15 protein-coding genes are annotated in these 18,030 nt (G+C 62.5%); 9 read left to right on the top strand and 6 right to left on the bottom strand.

The window, feature by feature from the left end:
* The first annotated feature begins 277 nt into the window (after positions 1-277).
* The 4 genes from kdgD (at position 278) to PFU01S_RS06035 (ending at position 5,902) form a co-directional block, all read left to right on the top strand.
* Positions 278-1,189, top strand: a complete 912-nt coding sequence (gene kdgD, locus PFU01S_RS06050) for a 5-dehydro-4-deoxyglucarate dehydratase (RefSeq protein WP_028686355.1) — start codon at positions 278-280, stop codon at positions 1,187-1,189.
* A 102-nt stretch (positions 1,190-1,291) separates the two neighbouring features.
* Positions 1,292-2,656 (top strand): MFS transporter, encoded by a 1,365-nt coding sequence (locus PFU01S_RS06045; RefSeq protein ID WP_027914858.1) that lies wholly within the window; start codon positions 1,292-1,294, stop codon positions 2,654-2,656.
* A gap of 76 nt (positions 2,657-2,732) precedes the next feature.
* Positions 2,733-4,286, top strand: a complete 1,554-nt coding sequence (gene garD / locus PFU01S_RS06040) for a galactarate dehydratase (protein ID WP_028686356.1) — start codon at positions 2,733-2,735, stop codon at positions 4,284-4,286.
* A 23-nt stretch (positions 4,287-4,309) separates the two neighbouring features.
* Complete coding sequence (locus tag PFU01S_RS06035) at positions 4,310-5,902, top strand: aldehyde dehydrogenase (NADP(+)) (RefSeq protein ID WP_027914856.1); 1,593 nt, start codon at positions 4,310-4,312, stop codon at positions 5,900-5,902.
* Positions 5,903-5,947: 45 nt separating this feature from the next.
* Here PFU01S_RS06035 and PFU01S_RS06030 read toward each other — a convergent pair whose 3' ends face one another.
* A complete protein-coding gene (locus PFU01S_RS06030; protein ID WP_027914855.1) occupies positions 5,948-6,697 on the bottom strand; it encodes a FadR/GntR family transcriptional regulator in 750 nt (249 codons plus the stop codon).
* A 138-nt stretch (positions 6,698-6,835) separates the two neighbouring features.
* On the opposite strand from PFU01S_RS06030, the gene PFU01S_RS06025 reads away from it, so the two are divergent.
* The gene (locus tag PFU01S_RS06025) at positions 6,836-7,486 is read left to right on the top strand and encodes a DUF998 domain-containing protein (RefSeq protein ID WP_028686357.1); all 651 of its coding nucleotides are present in this window, start codon (positions 6,836-6,838) and stop codon (positions 7,484-7,486) included.
* 74 nt (positions 7,487-7,560) lie between these two features.
* Positions 7,561-7,890: a hypothetical protein gene (locus PFU01S_RS06020; RefSeq protein ID WP_027914853.1), complete on the top strand. Its 330-nt coding sequence runs from the start codon at positions 7,561-7,563 to the stop codon at positions 7,888-7,890.
* A 110-nt stretch (positions 7,891-8,000) separates the two neighbouring features.
* Here the strand turns inward: PFU01S_RS06020 and PFU01S_RS06015 are convergent, their stop codons facing one another.
* Entirely contained in the window at positions 8,001-9,215 is a 1,215-nt protein-coding gene (locus PFU01S_RS06015) for a YeeE/YedE family protein (RefSeq protein WP_028686358.1), read from the bottom strand.
* A 135-nt stretch (positions 9,216-9,350) separates the two neighbouring features.
* On the opposite strand from PFU01S_RS06015, the gene PFU01S_RS06010 reads away from it, so the two are divergent.
* Complete coding sequence (locus PFU01S_RS06010; RefSeq protein WP_027914851.1) at positions 9,351-10,259, top strand: LysR family transcriptional regulator; 909 nt, start codon at positions 9,351-9,353, stop codon at positions 10,257-10,259.
* Here PFU01S_RS06010 and PFU01S_RS06005 read toward each other — a convergent pair.
* The 4 genes from PFU01S_RS06005 to PFU01S_RS05990 form a co-directional block, all read right to left on the bottom strand.
* Positions 10,244-10,777 carry a DMT family transporter gene (locus PFU01S_RS06005; protein WP_027914850.1) on the bottom strand — a complete coding sequence of 178 codons (534 nt, stop codon included), beginning with the start codon at positions 10,775-10,777 and terminating at the stop codon, positions 10,244-10,246. The two genes, PFU01S_RS06010 and PFU01S_RS06005, sit on opposite strands and share 16 nt — an antisense overlap.
* A 188-nt stretch (positions 10,778-10,965) precedes the next feature.
* The gene (locus PFU01S_RS06000) at positions 10,966-12,255 is read right to left on the bottom strand and encodes a PQQ-dependent sugar dehydrogenase (protein WP_027914849.1); all 1,290 of its coding nucleotides are present in this window, start codon (positions 12,253-12,255) and stop codon (positions 10,966-10,968) included.
* Positions 12,252-12,680 carry a DUF2231 domain-containing protein gene (locus PFU01S_RS05995; RefSeq protein ID WP_027914848.1) on the bottom strand — a complete coding sequence of 143 codons (429 nt, stop codon included), beginning with the start codon at positions 12,678-12,680 and terminating at the stop codon, positions 12,252-12,254. The genes PFU01S_RS06000 and PFU01S_RS05995 overlap by 4 nt, the downstream gene beginning before the upstream one ends.
* Positions 12,681-12,874: 194 nt before the next feature.
* Complete coding sequence (locus PFU01S_RS05990) at positions 12,875-15,061, bottom strand: OsmC domain/YcaO domain-containing protein (RefSeq protein WP_027914847.1); 2,187 nt, start codon at positions 15,059-15,061, stop codon at positions 12,875-12,877.
* A gap of 263 nt (positions 15,062-15,324) precedes the next feature.
* Here PFU01S_RS05990 and PFU01S_RS05985 point away from each other — a divergent pair, with 263 nt between their 5' ends.
* Positions 15,325-15,780 carry a (2Fe-2S)-binding protein gene (locus PFU01S_RS05985; protein ID WP_027914846.1) on the top strand — a complete coding sequence of 152 codons (456 nt, stop codon included), beginning with the start codon at positions 15,325-15,327 and terminating at the stop codon, positions 15,778-15,780.
* Complete coding sequence (locus PFU01S_RS05980) at positions 15,780-18,020, top strand: xanthine dehydrogenase family protein molybdopterin-binding subunit (protein WP_028686359.1); 2,241 nt, start codon at positions 15,780-15,782, stop codon at positions 18,018-18,020. Before PFU01S_RS05985 ends, PFU01S_RS05980 begins: the two co-directional genes overlap by 1 nt.
* The last annotated feature ends 10 nt before the right edge of the window (positions 18,021-18,030 follow it).

Below are 18,030 nucleotides of genomic sequence, written 5' to 3'. Positions count from 1 at the left end.
ACACAGGCGAGTAATTAAGCATGGGGCGGCGCAAGGCCGCCTCATTCGTTTGTAAAGCGACTACCCATCCCAGAGATATGATGACCCGACAGCAGACACAACTGTCTAAGGCCGCTTTCTGCGCTCCACCATCCATCCATAGCGCGCCATTAATGCAATCCCTCATCACCTAGACCGAAAAAAAATCCAGAGGGGACTGTTCTTGAGTTAGGTTGTACGATAACTTACTTCATACAAACCGCACCGCTCCCACCCAAGTGTCTGGATGCCTATAACAATGAACCCACAAGAACTGAAATCCATCCTCTCCCACGGCTTGCTGTCATTTCCTGTCACCGACTTCACTGCGCAGGGCGATTTCAATCAGGCTGGCTACATCAAACGCCTGGAATGGTTGGCCCCATACGGCGCGAGTGCACTGTTCGCCGCCGGGGGTACGGGCGAGTTCTTCTCCCTGGCTGCCAGCGAATACAGCCAGGTCATCAAGACAGCGGTGGACACATGCGCCACGTCGGTACCTATCCTGGCGGGCGTAGGTGGTGCAACCCGCCAGGCCATCGAGTATGCGCAGCAAGCCGAGCGCCTGGGGGCCAAGGGCCTTCTGTTGCTGCCGCACTACCTCACCGAAGCCAGCCAGGATGGCGTCGCTGCCCATGTAGAGGCCGTGTGCAAGTCGGTCAACATCGGCGTAGTGGTCTATAACCGCAACGTCTGTCGCCTCAATGCCACCTTGCTCGAACAACTGGCCGAGCGTTGCCCGAACCTGATCGGCTACAAGGACGGTCTGGGTGACATTGAACTGATGGTGTCGATCCGTCGCCGCCTGGGTGAGCGTTTCAGTTACCTGGGCGGGCTGCCGACTGCCGAAGTCTATGCTGCAGCGTACAAAGCGCTGGGTGTGCCGGTGTATTCATCGGCGGTATTCAACTTCATCCCCAAGACGGCCATGGACTTCTACCACGCCATTGCCCGGGACGATCACGCCACCGTAGCCAAGTTGATCGACGACTTCTTCCTGCCCTACCTGGAAATTCGTAACCGCAAGGCCGGTTACGCCGTCAGCATCGTCAAGGCGGGTGCCCGCATTGCCGGCCATGACGCAGGCCCGGTTCGTGCACCGCTGACCGACCTGAACCCCGAGGAGTATGAAATGCTTGCCGCCCTGATGGACAAGATGGGGCTGCAGTAAACCCTCGCGGCGCCTGCCAGCGCCGCCCCCGGAGTGGGCCCGCCCTACTCCGGCACAATTCGAAGACCCCGCACAACAATAACTAGTGGGAGTACTACCAGCATGCAAGCGACGAAGAAAACGCATGTGCGCTACCTGATCCTGTTCATGCTGTTCGTGGTGACCACGATCAACTACGCCGACCGCGCAACCATCGCCATCGCAGGGTCGAGCCTGCAAAAAGACCTAGGGATCGACGCCGTCACCCTGGGCTACATCTTCTCGGCCTTCGGCTGGGCCTATGTGGCCGGACAGATTCCCGGCGGATGGTTGCTGGATCGCTTCGGCTCAAAAAACGTCTATGCATTCAGCATCTTCACCTGGTCACTGTTCACCTTGCTGCAAGGCTTCGTCGGCGGCCTGCCGGTGGCCTGGGCAGTCGTCACTTTGTTCACCTTGCGTTTTCTGGTCGGCTTTGCCGAAGCGCCGTCGTTCCCCGGCAACGCCCGGATCGTCGCCGCCTGGTTTCCCACCCAGGAGCGAGGCACGGCCTCGGCGATCTTCAACTCGGCGCAGTATTTCGCCACCGCCCTGTTCGCGCCCCTGATGGGCTGGATCGTGTTCAGTTTCGGTTGGGAGCATGTGTTCGTGGTCATGGGCGTGCTGGGCATCCTCTTTTCGATGGTATGGCTCAAGACCATCTACAACCCACGCCAGCACCCGCGTATCAGCCCCGCCGAGCTTGAACACATCGAGCAAAACGGCGGCTTGGTGGACATGGACCACAAGCGCGGCAACGACGGGCCCAAGTGGGGCTACATCAAGCAATTGCTGACCAGCCGCATGCTCCTGGGTGTGTACCTTGGCCAGTACTGCATCAACGCCATCACCTACTTCTTCCTGACCTGGTTCCCGGTGTACCTGGTGCAGGAACGGGGCATGACCATCCTCAAGGCAGGGTTCATCGCTTCGCTGCCGGCTATCTGTGGCTTCATCGGTGGGGTCCTGGGCGGCGTGATCTCGGACTGGTTGCTGCGCCGCGGCAATTCGCTGACCTTCTCGCGCAAACTGCCAATCGTGTGCGGCCTGATGTTGTCCACCACCATGGTGTTCTGCAACTACGTCGATGCCGAATGGATGGTAGTAGGCTTCATGACCCTCGCGTTCTTCGGCAAAGGCATTGGTGCGTTGGGCTGGGCAGTGGTGGCCGACACCTCGCCCAAGCAGATCGCAGGCCTGTCCGGCGGGTTGTTCAATACCTTCGGCAACATCGCCTCGATCACAACCCCTATCGTGATCGGCTACATCATCAGCGCCACCGGCTCGTTCAAGTGGGCGCTGGTCTATGTGGGCGCCAATGCGCTGGTGGCAGTACTGAGCTATCTGGTGATCGTCGGTCCGATCAAGCGCATCGAGCTGCGCGATGAGACGCCTGAGCCCAAACCAGCGCCTGTGGCGGATGCCCAGCTTGCCAGCCCGCGTCATTGAATGAGCACGTGCGCACTGCCCGCCAGTGCGCACGCACGTAAAAAAAGCCTGAGAACCTGAACAATAGGGCCCGAACATGCAGCTGATCGAACATTCCGAATCGCCGCGCTACATCCGTCTTCACGATGATGACAATGTGGTGGTAGTGGTCAACGACGGCGGCCTGGGCGAAGGGGCCCGGTTCGCCGATGGGCTTACCTTGGTAGAAGACGTGCCCCAGAGCCACAAGGTGGCCACCGTGCCCATCGCCAAGGGCCAAGCGGTACGGCGCTATGGACAGGTGATCGGCTATGCCCTGGAGGACCTGCGCCAAGGCAGCTGGGTGCAGGAGGGTCAGCTGGCCATGCCCGCCCCGCCCGAGCTGGACGATCTGCCACGCTGCGATGCAGTTCCCCAGCCGAAACCGCCGCTGCTGGGTCATACCTTCGAAGGCTACCGCAATGCCGACGGTACGGTCGGCACCCGCAACATCCTGGGTATCACTACCACCGTGCAATGCGTCACCGGGGTGCTGGAGCATGCCGTCAAGCGCATTCGCAATGAGCTGCTGCCGCGCTATCCGAATGTTGACGATGTGGTGGCCCTCACTCACAGCTACGGCTGCGGCGTGGCCATCAATGCCCGCGATGCCTATATCCCCATCCGTACCGTGCGCAACCTGGCGCGCAACCCTAACCTGGGTGGCGAAGCGCTGGTCATCAGCCTGGGCTGTGAAAAGCTCCAGGCCAGCCAAGTGATGCACGAAGACGACCTGTCGGTCGACCTCAGCGAGCCCTGGCTGTACCGTCTGCAGGACGCAAGCCTGGGCTTCACGGAAATGATCGAGCAGATCATGGCCCTGGCCGAAACCCGCCTGAAAAAACTCGACAAGCGCAGGCGTGAGACTGTGCCGGCCAGTGAGCTGATCCTGGGCATGCAGTGCGGCGGCAGCGATGCCTTCTCCGGCATCACCGCCAACCCGGCGCTTGGCTACGCGGCAGACTTGCTCGTGCGGGCCGGTGCAACAGTGCTGTTCTCGGAAGTGACCGAGGTACGCGACGCCATCTACATGCTCACCTCCCGCGCACAGGATCCGCAGGTGGCCGATGCGCTGGTACGCGAAATGGACTGGTACGACCGCTACCTGCACCAGGGCGCTGCCGACCGCAGCGCCAACACCACCCCAGGCAACAAGAAAGGCGGTTTGTCGAACATTGTCGAGAAAGCATTGGGCTCCATCGTCAAGTCCGGCAGCGGCGCCATTCAAGGTGTGCTCGGGCCGGGGGAACGGGTGAATGGCAAGGGGCTCATCTTCTGTGCCACACCTGCCAGCGACTTCGTCTGCGGCACCCTGCAACTGGCCGCCGGGATGAACCTGCATGTGTTCACCACCGGCCGAGGTACGCCATACGGCCTGGCAATGGCGCCGGTGGTGAAGGTATGCACCCGCACCGAGCTGGCGCAGCGCTGGCCGGACCTGATCGACATCGACGCCGGGCGCATCGCCACGGGCCGCAGCACCATCGAAGAGCTGGGCTGGGAGCTGTTCCATTACTACCTGGACGTGGCCAGCGGGCGCAAGCACACCTGGGCTGAGCAACACCGCCTGCACAACGACATCACCCTGTTCAATCCCGCACCCATTACCTGATCCTTTTTTCTGAGGAGTTCCAGATGCCAGAGATTCTTGGCCACAACTTCATCGCCGGCCAGCGCAGCGCCGCCGGCACACAGCGCCTGCAAAGCTTGGATGCCACTACCGGTGAGCCCCTGCCCTATGGCTTCGTACAAGCCACCGAGGGCGAAGTGGACGAGGCGGCCGAAGCCGCACAGGCCGCTTTCGCAGCGTTTCGTCAGTTGGCACCGGCACGGCGCGCCGAATTTCTGGAGGCCATTGCCGCAGAGCTCGATGCGCTCGACGATGACTTCGTGGCGATCGTCTGCCGTGAAACCGCATTACCAGCAGCCAGGATCCAGGGTGAGCGCGGCAGGACCAGCGGTCAGATGCGCCTGTTTGCACAGGTGCTGCGCCGAGGCGACTATCTGGGTGCGCGTATCGACCTGGCGCAGCCAGACCGTCAGCCGCTGCCGCGCGTGGACCTGCGGCAGATGCGCATCGGCGTTGGACCTGTAGCGGTGTTCGGCGCGAGCAACTTCCCCCTGGCCTTCTCTACCGCCGGTGGTGACACCGCCGCTGCACTGGCTGCCGGTTGCCCGGTGGTATTCAAAGCGCACAGCGGCCACATGGCTACCGCCGACCTGGTCGGTTGTGCCATCGAACGCGCGGCCGCCCGTACCGGCATGCCCAAAGGCGTGTTCAACATGGTGTTCGGGGCAGGCGTGGGTGAGCCATTGGTCAAGCATCCGGCCATCCAGGCGGTGGGCTTCACCGGCTCGCTCAAAGGTGGCGATGCCCTGTGCCGCATGGCCGCCGAGCGCCCCCAGCCGATCCCGGTGTTTGCCGAAATGTCGAGCATCAACCCGGTGATCGTCCTGCCTGGGGCGCTGGCCAAGCGCGGCGAAGCGATTGCGCGTGAACTGGCAGGCTCCGTATGCCTGGGGGCTGGACAGTTCTGCACCAATCCGGGGTTGGTGATAGGGCTGCAATCGCCCGCTTACACCCAACTGCTCAAGAACTTGGGCAGCCATCTTGATCAACAGGCTGGCCAGACCATGCTCAATGCAGGTGGCCTGCGAAGCTACGCCAGTGGGCTGGATCATCTTCACGCCCATGACGGTATCGTGCACCTGGCCGGCCAGCCGCAGACAGGCCCGCAGGCACGTGCACAGCTGTTCGAGGCCGAGGCCCGCCTGCTGGTGGAGTCTGACCCGCTTTTGCAGGAAGAAGTCTTCGGCCCGACGACGGTAGCGGTGCAAGCGCGCGACGAGGTACAACTGCGCAGCGCCCTGCAGGGCCTGAGAGGCCAGCTGACCGCGACGCTGATCGGCGAGCCTGAAGACTTTGCTGCGTTCGCCTGGTTGGTACCGCTGCTGGAGGAAAAGGTCGGCCGCATCCTGGTGAACGGCTACCCCACCGGGGTGGAGGTATGCGATGCCATGGTCCACGGCGGCCCGTACCCCGCCACCTCGGACGCTCGGGGCACGTCTGTCGGCACGTTGGCCATCGACCGATTCCTACGGCCGGTGTGCTATCAGAACTACCCGCAGGCGCTGCTGCCAGAGCCGCTGCGCGACAGCAACCCGCTGGGGTTGCGCCGGCTGGTGAATGGCCAGTGGAGTGATAAAGCGATCGAAGGACAATCTTGAGTCATTAGCCGTGATGAGGGACACCAGGAGGCTGGGGCGATGGTGTCACGCCCCGCTCACCTGTGCCCGCTCATGCGCCTGGCGCAGCCGTTCCCGGCTGTTGCTCAGGTGCATGCGCATGGCCATTTTCGCCCCTTCGCTGTCCTGACGTGCAATGGCCTCATAGATCGCTTCGTGCTCATGCATCAGCCTGCTCATGTAATGGGGCTGGTCGTCGTGGGCCAAGCGGGCAGAATTGAGGCGGGTTCGAGGGATGATGCTGGTGCCCAGGTGGTTGATGATGTCGGCGAAATAGTGATTACCGCTGGCCTGGGCGATGCGCAGGTGGAATTGAAAGTCCGCGGACACTGCATCGGTAGCATGAGCTGCCCCTTCATTGAGCTCATCGAGGGCCGCGCGCATCCCAGCCAGCTCTTCATCGCTGCGTCGCTGCGCGGCAAGGCTGGCCGACTCGATCTCAAGGGCGATGCGCAGCTCCAGTACCGCGAGTACTTCGCGCAGCGTCACCACCGTGGCCGGGTCGATGCGCAGCCCCCCAACCGGTGGAGCGTCCAGCACGAAGGTACCGATACCATGACGGGTTTCCACCTGCCCGGCGGCTTGCAAGCGCGAGATCGCCTCTCGCACGACCGTGCGGCTGACCCCTTCCTCGGCCATGATCTGCGATTCGGTCGGCAGCTTGTCACCGCGCTTGAGTTGACCACTGCGAATGCGTTCGGTCAGCACCGTGACCAGTTCCTGGGCCAGGCTGCGCGGCTTGCGCCTGGCCCGAGCCGGTGGTTGTAGATCTGACATGCCCTGTGCTTCACCTTGAAAGACAGCCGCCATGATAGCAGGCAGTTGTACGATCACATACGGCTGCCACGTTATTGGTGCTGGTGCTATCACGACACCGTTTGTTAAGGTCCGGGCTTTCCATGGAAGGATGTCTGCATGAAACTGCTGGACCGATCACTCCTGAGCTGTGGCTTGCTCATTCCATTTTGGCTGGCTCTGGGCGTTTCGCTGACCGCCATGGCCTACCCCGGCTACGATCATCTGCAATTGGCAATGAGCCAGCTTGGCGCCGTCGGCGCCCCAACCCATGGCCTCTCCCCGCTGGTGAACAATTTCCCACTAGCGCTCTTGTTCGCCTTGTTCGCCTGGGGCATTGCGCGGCGCTGGCGCGGCTCCCGGCTGGCCATGGTCAGTGCGGTACTGTTGCTACTGCACGCCGTTGGCAGCTTGGGCACGGGTTGGTTCGCCTGCGACCAGGGCTGCGCGCCTGACCAGCCTTCCACGTCGCAGCAGTTGCACAACCTGTCAGGGCTGTTGATGTTCTTGTCCTTGACCCTCGCCAGTGGCCTGTGGGTCTGGCTCGGCGCTCGCGTCGCGGACTCTCGCGCCCTGGCGGTCACCTCGCTGGTATGTACCCTTGGCGCAATCATCACCGTCGGATTCATGGGCCAAGCCATGCAGAGCGGGGAACTGTTCGGGCTTTACCAGCGGCTCAATTATGGCGTGGGGGTGGCGTGGGTAGCGGCTATCGCCGGTTACAGCCTGTGTGAACAGGCCAGCACAGGCGCCAAGGCTGCGCTGGCCTGAAGGCAAACTGCTGGCCCCTGGCTACGGAGGGAGGAGGCAAACTTCTTTCTCCTTCAAGCGCTTAGGACAGGAACATGCGAGTCATTCTAGCAATTACAACGGGCTGCCTGCTGGCGACGGTAGGTCTCAGCGCCAGCGCGCGATCGTTGACTCAGAACGATCGCCAAGCCTGCACGTGGGGTGCCCAGATTGCAGCCCAGGCCCAACAAGCCAAGTTGTCTGGCGTGACGCTCTATACCGCGCGCAAGAAGCTGCAGGCCCGCAAGTTTGCCAAGCCGTGGATGCGCATGACAGCCTTCGGCATCACCGAGCAAACCTATAACAGCCGCTCGCGGCTCTCACCGGCTGCCATCGGCAAAACCTACCATGAACAATGTGTACAGCATGCTGTGGCACGTAGATAGCTAGTTAAATCAGATAGTTACGAACTATATTTGATGTTAACTATCAGTCCAGCAGCCCCCAACCTAACGTTGATTGGCCGAGTCGTTAACCACCCGGCCAGCCCCTTGCCTTAACAGCCGGTCAAGGTCGTCGCGCGGCGCTCCCCTGCAAAGAACGCAGGGCGTAGCCGTACCCCGACCACGTTGCCCATGTAGGCGGCGATCAGCCATAGCCAGCCGTGCAGGCTCCCCGATGCGATACCGCTGAAATAAGCGCCAATATTGCAGCCGTAGGCCAGGCGAGAACCGTAGCCCAGTAACAGGCCGCCAATGACAGCAGCGATCAGTGACGGCAGCGGGATCTTCAGGCTCGGCGCAAAGCGCCCGGCAAGACCTGCGGCCAGCAGCGCCCCCAGCACGATGCCCAGGTCCATGACGGTGGTTACATCCTGCCAGACTGGCGAGGCCAAGGCCTTGGCATTGGCCGGCGCCTGCCAGAACACCCAGCTGCTTACCTGAACGCCAAGGCTGTCCAGCACCTTTGCGCCCCACAAGGCGAAAGCCGAGGTGATGCCCCAGGGCCGCCCAGCCAGCGCCAGGGTGGCATAGTTGAGCACGGCCAACGCGACGGCACCCCAGACCAACGGCCAGGGGCCCCGTACAAAGCGTTGCAGACCTGCCCGGCCATGCTGCTCAGGCTGTTCAAGCCCACCGTGGCGGCGCTTTTCCAGGTGCACCGTGACCCAGGCGATCAGGCCGAACACGCCCAGGCTCACCAGCAGGGCGGGCACGAGGCCCCATGCCTGCACGATCGAGGTCGCAGGCAATGATGGCAAAGCAAACCACCAGTCGGCGTGGTGCGTGGCGGTCACGGAACCGATGCTGAAGAACAGCAGGGTCACCAGCATTCGGGCATTGCCGCCACCAACGGTGAACAAGGTGCCCGACGCGCAGCCGCCCCCCAGCTGCATGCCGATGCCGAAGATGAAAGCCCCGAACACGACGGACACCCCGGCCGGTGCCACAAGCCCTGTCACGGGGTTGCCGAACAGGTTGCCGGCCGCAAGCGCCGGGAAGAACAGCAGTACGGCCAGTGCCAGCATGACCATCTGTGCGCGCAAGCCGGCGCCACGCCGCTCATTGATGAACACGCGCCACGCGGAAGTGAAACCGAAGGCGGCGTGATACAACGTCAGGCCCAGCGCAGCCCCCAGCAGCAGAAGCAGCACCTGCTTGAAGCCTGCGTTGACATCCAGGAACCAGGCGCCAGCCATCAGTAGGCCCAAGGCGACTAGGGGTGCGCCCAGGCGGCGCGGTTCAGGTGAAGCGGTAGCGGAAAGACCCATCGAAATACTCGGAAAAAATCGAACAGGTGCGCAGTATAACGGCAACCGCCGGCAAGGTCGTGTTGTGCCGCCAGCGGCACAGGCGCGCATTTGTTAGGCTTGGCCCTGCCCCCTTACGGATCAGACGCCCGGACCATGGATCAATTGCGCAGAATCGACCTGAACCTGCTTCTGGCCCTGCACGCCCTGCTCACCGAGCGGCATGTGACACGCGCTGCCATTCGCCTGCACCGCAGCCAGCCGGCGGTCAGCCATGCGCTGGCACAGCTGCGCGAGCATTTCGATGATCCTTTGCTGGTACGTCAGGGTGGCAAGATGATGCTCACCCCGCGGGCTCAGGCCTTGGCACAGCCGCTGGAACACGCATTGGCGGATCTGGAAGGGCTGCTGAGCACGCCGCAATTCGATGCCACGCAGGCCCGGCGATGCTTTCGGCTCTCGCTGTCGGACTACGCCGCACGGATCATCCTCCCACCTCTGCTACGCCATGTGCGGCGCGCTGCCCCGGGCATCGACCTGGCGGTCAGCCAGGCCAGTCGCGAGGCGATGGTGGCCCAATTGCTCGACGGCGAACTGGATCTGGCACTGGGGGTCTTTCCGGAGCTGCCTCAAGGCATCATCGCCCAGTCATTGTTTGACGATCGCTTCGTAAGCGTGGCTGACCAGCAGACGCTGCCGGCCACGGGCGAACTGAGCCTGAGCCAGTGGTTGGCGCGCCCCCATGTGCTGGTGGCTACGCGCCCCGACGCCTTCGATGAGATTGACCGTGCCCTGGCCTCCCAAGGTCATCGCCGTCACATTGCCCTTGCACTGCCCCATTGGAGCGCAGCCGTGCAAGTGTTGAAAGATACCGACCTGATTCTTACCGTGGCGCGACGGGCCGTTGCCCCGCTGCCTGCCCATGCAGGGGTTCGCGAGTTCATCCCGCCGGTGCCTCTGGACTGCATCGATTACCGGCAAGCCTGGCACAGCCGCAAAGACGGTGACGCAGGGCATCGCTGGCTGCGCGAGACGGTGCTGACGTGCTGTCAGCCGGAGGTCTGATCGTGGCTTGAAGACTGTACTGCGGGCTCGCTTTTGCTGGATGTACTGGTCGCCCATTGACTCTGCACCAGCCACACGCCCGCCAGAATCATAACTAGCCCAAGTACTCGCGCCAGTCCCAGGGGCCTGCCAGGCAGGTTCATGATGGCAAAATGATCAGCAACCACCGCCGTAACGATCTGCCCTGCCACCACCAGCACCAGAAAGCCTGCCGCCCCAAGCCTGGGCGTCAGCGCCGCCGCCCCTGCCACATAAAGGGCGCCCAACACACCGCCGATCCAGAGCCACCAAGGCCCTTGCAAGGCTTTGCCGATGTCCGGCGCAGGGATCCGCATCACCAGCAGCGCTGTGATAACGACCACCGCGCTGACGGCAAGTGACGCAAAAGCGCCCCACAGCCAGTGACCGAGTGCCTTCCCCGCAGCGGCATTGCCAGCTGCTTGAAACGGCAGGACAGCGCCAGCAATCAACGCTAAAACAATGGGTAACAGCACAAATATAAGGGATTTACTGAACATGACCGTTCTCGCTACCAGGACGGAGTTCAGCATGAGGCTATTGATGCCTCGCATGGAAATCGAAAACTGAGATGGAAACTATTCGTATGGCGAATAGCAACCTGGCGCGTCTTCGCCCAGGCACCGCGTGACTCTCACATTGAGTGTCGGCTACAGGGGCAATGTGTCCTGCCCCCGTAGCCGATTCATCAGTTGCGCGTCACCCGCCAGATGGTGTTGGCCAGATCGTCCGCAATGATCAGTGCCCCACGCGGGTCGACGGTCACACCCACCGGCCGCCCACGCGTCTTGCCATCTTCGCCTCTGAAACCGGTGGCGAAATCGATGGGTTCTCCCGCCGGCTTGCCGTTGCTGAATGGCACGAAGATGACCTTGTAGCCGACCGGGTTCGGCCTGTTCCAGCTTCCGTGCTCACCCACGAATACCCCTTCAGCAAAGCCTTGCCCCATGGCGGCCGTGGAGAAGTCGACACCGAGCGCTGCGACATGCGACCCCAGGCTGTAGTCGGGCTTGATCGCGGCAGCCACCTTGTCAGGGTTCTGCGGGCGCACCCGGTCATCGACATTCTGCCCCCAGTAACTGTAAGGCCAGCCGTAGAAGCCGCCTTCACGCACTGAAGTCAGGTAATCGGGAACCAGGTCCGGGCCGAGTTCATCGCGCTCGTTGACCACTGTCCAGAGCTGCCCGGTACCCGGCTGGACGGCCAGTGCAGTGGGGTTGCGCAGCCCAGTGGCGTAGGGGCGATGCGCGCCAGTCTGGGCATCGACTTCCCACACCATCGCACGGTCGATCTCGACCTCAAGCCCCCGCTCGGTGATGTTGCTGTTCGAACCGATGCCCACATAGAGGAAGCGGCCGTCCGGGCTGATGGTCAGTGCCTTGGTCCAGTGATGGTTGATCTCGGCTGGCAGGTCGGTGAGTTTGACCGGTGGGCCGTCGGCCTTGGTCTGGCCGTCGCGGTAGTCGAAGCGCACCAGCGCATCCTGATTGGCCACGTACAACTTGCCATCGGCAAATGCCAGGCCATAGGGCGCATTCAGGTTTTCGGCAAAGACGGTCTGCAGCTCATACTTGCCGTCACCGTCGGCATCGCGCAACAGGGTTAAGCGGTTGCCGCCCTTCACCTGGGTATTGCCCTTGGCCTTGATCTGGCTGGCGATCACATCCTTGGGCTTGAGTTTGGCAGCGCTGCCGCCGCGCCCCTCTGCCACCAGGATGTCGCCGTTGGGCAACACCAGGCTCTGACGCGGGATTTTCAAATCGGTGGCGATGGCGGTGACGCTGAAACCGTCGGGTACGGTCGGCTTTTGCTGACCCCAAGCCACCGGCTCGGCGATCTTCATGCTGGGCAGCAGACCGCGCTGGGGCTCGGGCAGTTTCGGGTCGGGCCCACGGGCCTGGGTAGGGTCACCCTCACCGCCGCAAGCGGCCAGCAACAGCGAAAGGGACAACAAGCTCACAGCGTGCAGCGCTCTCATGCTTCACCTCCCGAACGCAGGTTGCTCAAGCCAAGCCACGCCGTTACCACCGCGAGCACCGTCACGATTACCGACAGTACCAGCCCGGACGGCATCACAGCCCAGGCGTCCTTGGCGTGCTCGAAGGCGTTGACCAACCCAAGCACCCACGTCACCAGCAGCAACAAGAAATAAAGGGTCGGCCGCCCGGCCTTGCGCCGAGCGCTGATCAAGTTGGCCAGGGCGAACAGCAGGGCCAGCCCGCAGAACACCAGGCCCCCTGCGATCAGCCAGGCGGCAAAGTTGCTCCATTGAATCTGGTAGCTGTTGTAGTAGGCAATGTCACTGATCATTGCCCCCAGGAACAGCGGCACGGTGCCCGCCAACAACAACGCATGCAGTGGGCCAGGTCTGCAGCGGTACAGGGTAGGGTCGGATACGGTCACGGTGCCTCCTTTTCGTTCAGTGACCAGGGCCGGCGAGAGACGGCCCACGGGGATACGCAGGGTGCGCCTAGCAAATGAGCACCCTGGCGAGCCGATAGTTCAGCCACGCACCACTGAAATATCCTGCAAGAAATCCCGAACCGCCTCCCTGTGTGGCATGCGCGGCCTATCCAGGCCCGCATGCCTGCAGGACGTCAAGCCAGCCGCGCCCGAGCGGCGTGCAGCTTCTTGTAGCTGTCGATCAGGCGCAAATGGCGATCCAGCCCTTCGAGCTTCATGCTGGTCGGGGTCAGGCCGTAGAAGCGCACGCTACCTTCGATCGAGCCCAGTACCGCGTCCATCCGTGGGTTGCCGAACATGCGGCGGAAATTGACTTCGTAGTCGGCCATGTCCAGCTCATCGTCCAACTGCACTTCCAATGCCACGTTAAGCGCCTGGTAGAACAACCCCCGCTCCACGGTATTGTCGTTGAACTGCAAAAACGCCTCGACCAGTTCCTTGGCCTCCTCGAAGCGCTGCACGGCCAGGCAAATGAGCAGTTTGAGCTCGAGGATAGTCAGTTGCCCCCAGACCGTGTTGTCGTCGAATTCGACGCCAATCAGCGTGGTGATGGTGGTGTAGTCGTCGACATCGCAGTTGTCCAGGCGCTTGAGCAGCAGCTTGAGCGAGCGGTTGTCCAGGCGGTGCAGGTTGAGGATGTCGGCGCGGAAGGACAGCGCCCGGTTGGTGTTGTCCCAGATCAGGTCCTCGACCGGGTAGATTTCCGAATAGCCTGGCACCAGAATTCGGCAGGCGATCGCCCCGAGGTTGTCGTACACGGCCATGTAGACTTCTTTGCCAAGGTCTTCGAGGATGCCGAACAAGGTGGCTGCCTCCTGCGCATTGGCACCTTCGCCCTGGGCAGTGAAATCCCAATCGACGAACTCGAAATCAGGCTTAGCGCTGAAGAAGCGCCACGACACAACGCCGCTGGAGTCGATGAAGTGCTCGACGAAATTGTTCGGCTCGGTCAGGGCGTGGCTTTCGAACGTGGGCTGCGGCAGGTCGTTCAAACCTTCGAAGCTGCGGCCCTGCAGCAGTTCCGTCAGGCTGCGTTCCAAAGCCACCTCAAGGCTTGGGTGCGCACCGAACGAGGCGAACACACCACCGGTGCGCGGGTTCATCAGGGTCACGCACATCACCGGGAATTCACCGCCCAGCGAGGCATCCTTGACCAGCACCGGGAAGCCCTGTTCTTCCAGCCCCTGGATACCCGCGACGATGGACGGATAGCGCGCCAGCACCTCGTCCGGCACATCTGGCAGGCACAGCTCGCCTTCCAGGATTTCACGCTTGACCGCTCGCTCGAAGATTTCGGACAGGCACTGCACCTGCGCTTCGGCCAGCGTATTGCCCGCGCTCATGCCGTTGCTCAGGAACAGGTTCTCGATCAGGTTCGATGGGAAGTACACCACTTGCTGGTCCGACTGGCGCACGAACGGCAGTGAGCAGATGCCCCGGGCCGTGTTGCCCGAGTTGGTGTCGTACAGGTGCGAGCCGCGCAGTTCGCCATCGGGGTTGTAGATGGCCAGGCAATGCGCGTCGAGGATTTCGCTGGGCAGGGCATCACGGGGGCCGGGCTTGAACCACTGCTCGTCCGGGTAGTGCACGAACGCCGCATTGGCCAGCTCCTCTCCCCAGAACTGGTCGTTGTAGAAGAAATTGCAGTTCAGCCGCTCGATGAATTCGCCCAATGCTGACGCCAGGGCAGCTTCCTTGGTAGCGCCTTTGCCATTGGTGAAGCACATGGGCGACTGCGCATCGCGCACGTGCAGCGACCAGACGTTAGGCACGATATTGCGCCAGGAGGCAATTTCGATCTTCATGCCAAGGTCGGCCAGGATGCCAGACATGTTGGCAATCGTCTGTTCCAGTGGCAGGTCCTTGCCCGGGATGCGCGTGCTGGTTTCGGCCACTGGCATCAGCAGACCCTGGGCATCGGCGTCGAGGTTGTCGACCACCTCGATCACGAATTGCGGACCGGTCTGCACCACCTTCTTGACCGTGCAGCGCTCGATTGAACGCAAGATGCCCTGGCGGTCCTTGTCAGTGATGTCTTCGGGCAATTCGACCTGGATCTTGAACACCTGGTTGTAGCGGTTCTCAGGGTCGACGATGTTGTTCTGCGACAGGCGAATGTTTTCGGTCGCAATACCGCGTGTCTGGCAGTAGAGCTTGACGAAGTAAGCCGCGCACAGCGCCGAAGACGCCAGGAAATAGTCGAACGGCCCAGGGGCCGAACCATCGCCCTTGTAGCGGATCGGTTGATCGGCGATCACCGTGAAGTCGTCGAACTTGGCTTCGAGACGGAGATTGTCGAGAAAATTGACCTTGATTTCCATGCGGGTTTACCGTGACTTTAAGCGTGCAAAACACAATGGTCGGCATTATCCGGTTTTTCACCGCGGAAATCCTCCCCGAAGGTCGTACGCGGCAGCTACAGGCGCACGCTTGCGCATTCCGGGGAAATCCTTGCCTGATCCTCTGCATCTGCACAGCCTGCCGCAGGCAACGGTTCAGCGGTGTGCTAGCGTTTCTGCACGGGGCAACGCATCCCCAACCATCACGACAAGAACAGCGCAGACCGATCACTGGCAGGTGAACCATGGAATTACACATCAACGGCACGACCCACCAGGTCGATGCAGATGCCGACACGCCCTTGCTGTGGGTGATCCGCGACGATCTGGGCATGACCGGCACCAAGTATGGCTGCGGCCTGGCCCAATGCGGGGCCTGCTCGGTGCTGGTCGACGGCGTTGTGGTGCGCGCCTGCGTTACCCCGGTGTCCGGCGTGGTTGGCAGACAGGTATCGACCATCGAGGCGATCGAAGCGGACCCTGTGGGCAAGCGGGTGGTAGCGGCCTGGGTGGAACACCAGGTCGCGCAATGCGGGTATTGCCAGTCCGGTCAGGTGATGGCAGCGACCGCACTGCTCAAGCATACCCCTGCACCCAGCGCCGAGCAGATCGATGCGGCCATGATCAACCTGTGCCGTTGCGGCACTTACAACGCTATCCATGCAGCCATGCATGACTTGGCGCAGGGAGTCAAAGCCTGATGAGCGCTCCTGATCCCGTTGCCGAACTGCATAGGTTGCAAGCTGGCGAAACCGTCAATCTTTCGCGCCGCCGTTTCCTCGTGGGCACGGCCGCAGGCGCATTGGTCCTGGGCTTCGGCCTGCCGACGGGCGTTGCGCGTGTGCAAGCCGCTGCCGATGCGCAGCGAGGCACCCAGGTACCGGCGTTCCTGGAAATCCGACTGAATGGCACGGTTCGTCTGCTCAGTCCGTTCATGGAAGGCGGCCAAGGACCGTTTACCGCCATGGCGCAGATCGTTGGCGAGGAGCTGGATGTGGATCCCGCTCATTTCGTCGTGGACAGCGCCCCACCCGGCCAAGCCTATGTCGTGATGGAAAACGGCATGCGCATCACCGGCGGCAGCATGTCCGTACGCATGAGCTACCCCACCATGCGCCGTCTGGGCGCACTGGCGCGGGCGATGTTGCTGCAGGCCGCCGCGCAGCAACTCGGGGTCGAGATGAGCGAGCTCACCACGACGCCGGGCACCGTAGTACATACCACGTCAGGGCGCACACTCGGTTATGGCGAGCTCGCCAAGCGCGCCATGGACTTGCCGGTCCCCGACCCTGCCACCGTCAAGCTACGAGATCCTGCCCAGTTTCGCTGGATCGGCAAACCGGTTCGGCGGTTGGATGCGTACGACAAGTCCACCGGCAAGGCCTTGTACTGCATCGATATCAGCGTGCCAGGCATGCTTCACGCAGCCGTGCAGCATGCCCCTCGCCTGGGCATGACGGTGGGCCAAGTGCGCAATGAGGCACAGGTGTCTGCCATGAAGGGCGTGCATTCGGTACATCGCCTGCCCGGGGCTGTTGCCGTGGTTGCGCCGCGGTGGTGGCACGCCAAGCGTGCTGTCGAGGCGCTGCAAGTGGAGTGGCTGGAGCCGGCCGCAGACTCCACCGTACGGGCCATGCCGGCTGATTTCTCCAGCGACGGCTGGCTCCAGCACCTGGCCGATGCTACAGGTCCGGCCCGTGATGAGGAAACGGCCGGAGATGTGGCAAGCGCGCTGGACAACGCCGTGACCACTGTAGAAGCCAGCTACCACAACCAGTACCTGAACCATGCCCAGTTGGAACCCCCTTCTGCCATTGCCCGCTTCAATCCCGACGGCACACTGGAGGTCTGGCTGCCCAACCAGGCGCCCGACATGTTCCGCGATGACATTGCCAAGCGCACCGGACTGCCACCCGACCAGATCACGCTGCATTCGCCACTGCTGGGGGGCTTCTTCGGTCGGCACTTCCTGTATGAGTCGGCCAACCCCTACCCGCAGGCCATCGCGCTGGCCAAGGCGGTAGGCCAACCCGTCAAGCTGATCTGGAGCCGCGAGGAAGAGTTCTTGCGCGATGTGCTACGCCCAGTCGCCGCGGTCAAGTTCCGGGCCGGGCTCGATGCCGAAGGCTTGCCGGTGGTCCTGGAAGCGGTCAGCGCCACGGAGGGCCCCACTGAAGCCCTGGCCGGCAAACAAGGTGAAAAGGTAGACCCCACGGCATTGGAGGGGCTATCGGGCAAAGCCTATGCCATTGCCAACAAGCGCATTGCACAGGTGTACGTCAAGGGCCCGGCCATGCTCGGCTATTGGCGGTCGGTGGGTAACTCGCTCAACGATTTCTTCTATGAGTCCTTCCTGGATGAGCTGGCGGACAAAGGGGGCCAGGACCCTCTGGCCCTGCGTCAACACCTGCTGCGAGACAACCCACGCCTGACCCAGTTACTGCAAGCGGTCGTCGAGCTTTCAGGTGGCTGGAAACGCGGGCCTTTCACTGCCGAGGATGGCACGCGGCGGGCCCGGGGCTTGGCGATGGCGTCCCCTTTCGGGTCCGAAGCGGCCGTGATCGCCGAGGTCTCCATCGAAGATGGCCACGTGAAGGTCCACGACATCTGGCAGGCGATCGATCCGGGTAGCATCGTCAACCCGGCCATCATCGAGCACCAGGTCAATGGCGCGGTCGCCTTGGGGTTGTCGCAGACGCTGGTCGAGGAAGCGGTATACGTCGATGGCATGCCGCGTGCGCGCAACTATGACCTGTACCCAATCCTGCCGCCTGCGCGCATGGCCCGGGTGCATGTACGCATCGTTGAAAGCGGCGCGAAGATGGGCGGTATCGGCGAGCCACCTTTGCCCGCGGTAGCACCGGCAGTGGCCAATGCCGTGGCCCAGCTGACCGGACAGCGGGTTCGCAGCCTGCCCATGAGCCGTCATACCTTCAGCTGACCGACAAGGA

The sequence above is a fragment of the Pseudomonas fulva NBRC 16637 = DSM 17717 genome, assembly GCF_000730565.1.
In the GTDB taxonomy this organism is placed as follows: domain Bacteria; phylum Pseudomonadota; class Gammaproteobacteria; order Pseudomonadales; family Pseudomonadaceae; genus Aquipseudomonas; species Aquipseudomonas fulva.
The sequence above is the reverse complement of the archived record's forward strand: the minus strand, read 5'-3'. Positions and strand labels throughout refer to the sequence as shown.

Coding starts and splice junctions, on each gene's coding strand:
- kdgD (WP_028686355.1), top strand. CDS start 278: ATGAACCCACAAGAACTGAAATCCATCCTCTCCCACGGCTTGCTGTCA.
- PFU01S_RS06045 (WP_027914858.1), top strand. CDS start 1,292: ATGCAAGCGACGAAGAAAACGCATGTGCGCTACCTGATCCTGTTCATG.
- garD (WP_028686356.1), top strand. CDS start 2,733: ATGCAGCTGATCGAACATTCCGAATCGCCGCGCTACATCCGTCTTCAC.
- PFU01S_RS06035 (WP_027914856.1), top strand. CDS start 4,310: ATGCCAGAGATTCTTGGCCACAACTTCATCGCCGGCCAGCGCAGCGCC.
- PFU01S_RS06030 (WP_027914855.1), bottom strand. CDS start 6,697: ATGTCAGATCTACAACCACCGGCTCGGGCCAGGCGCAAGCCGCGCAGC.
- PFU01S_RS06025 (WP_028686357.1), top strand. CDS start 6,836: ATGAAACTGCTGGACCGATCACTCCTGAGCTGTGGCTTGCTCATTCCA.
- PFU01S_RS06020 (WP_027914853.1), top strand. CDS start 7,561: ATGCGAGTCATTCTAGCAATTACAACGGGCTGCCTGCTGGCGACGGTA.
- PFU01S_RS06015 (WP_028686358.1), bottom strand. CDS start 9,215: ATGGGTCTTTCCGCTACCGCTTCACCTGAACCGCGCCGCCTGGGCGCA.
- PFU01S_RS06010 (WP_027914851.1), top strand. CDS start 9,351: ATGGATCAATTGCGCAGAATCGACCTGAACCTGCTTCTGGCCCTGCAC.
- PFU01S_RS06005 (WP_027914850.1), bottom strand. CDS start 10,777: ATGTTCAGTAAATCCCTTATATTTGTGCTGTTACCCATTGTTTTAGCG.
- PFU01S_RS06000 (WP_027914849.1), bottom strand. CDS start 12,255: ATGAGAGCGCTGCACGCTGTGAGCTTGTTGTCCCTTTCGCTGTTGCTG.
- PFU01S_RS05990 (WP_027914847.1), bottom strand. CDS start 15,061: ATGGAAATCAAGGTCAATTTTCTCGACAATCTCCGTCTCGAAGCCAAG.
- PFU01S_RS05985 (WP_027914846.1), top strand. CDS start 15,325: ATGGAATTACACATCAACGGCACGACCCACCAGGTCGATGCAGATGCC.
- PFU01S_RS05980 (WP_028686359.1), top strand. CDS start 15,780: ATGAGCGCTCCTGATCCCGTTGCCGAACTGCATAGGTTGCAAGCTGGC.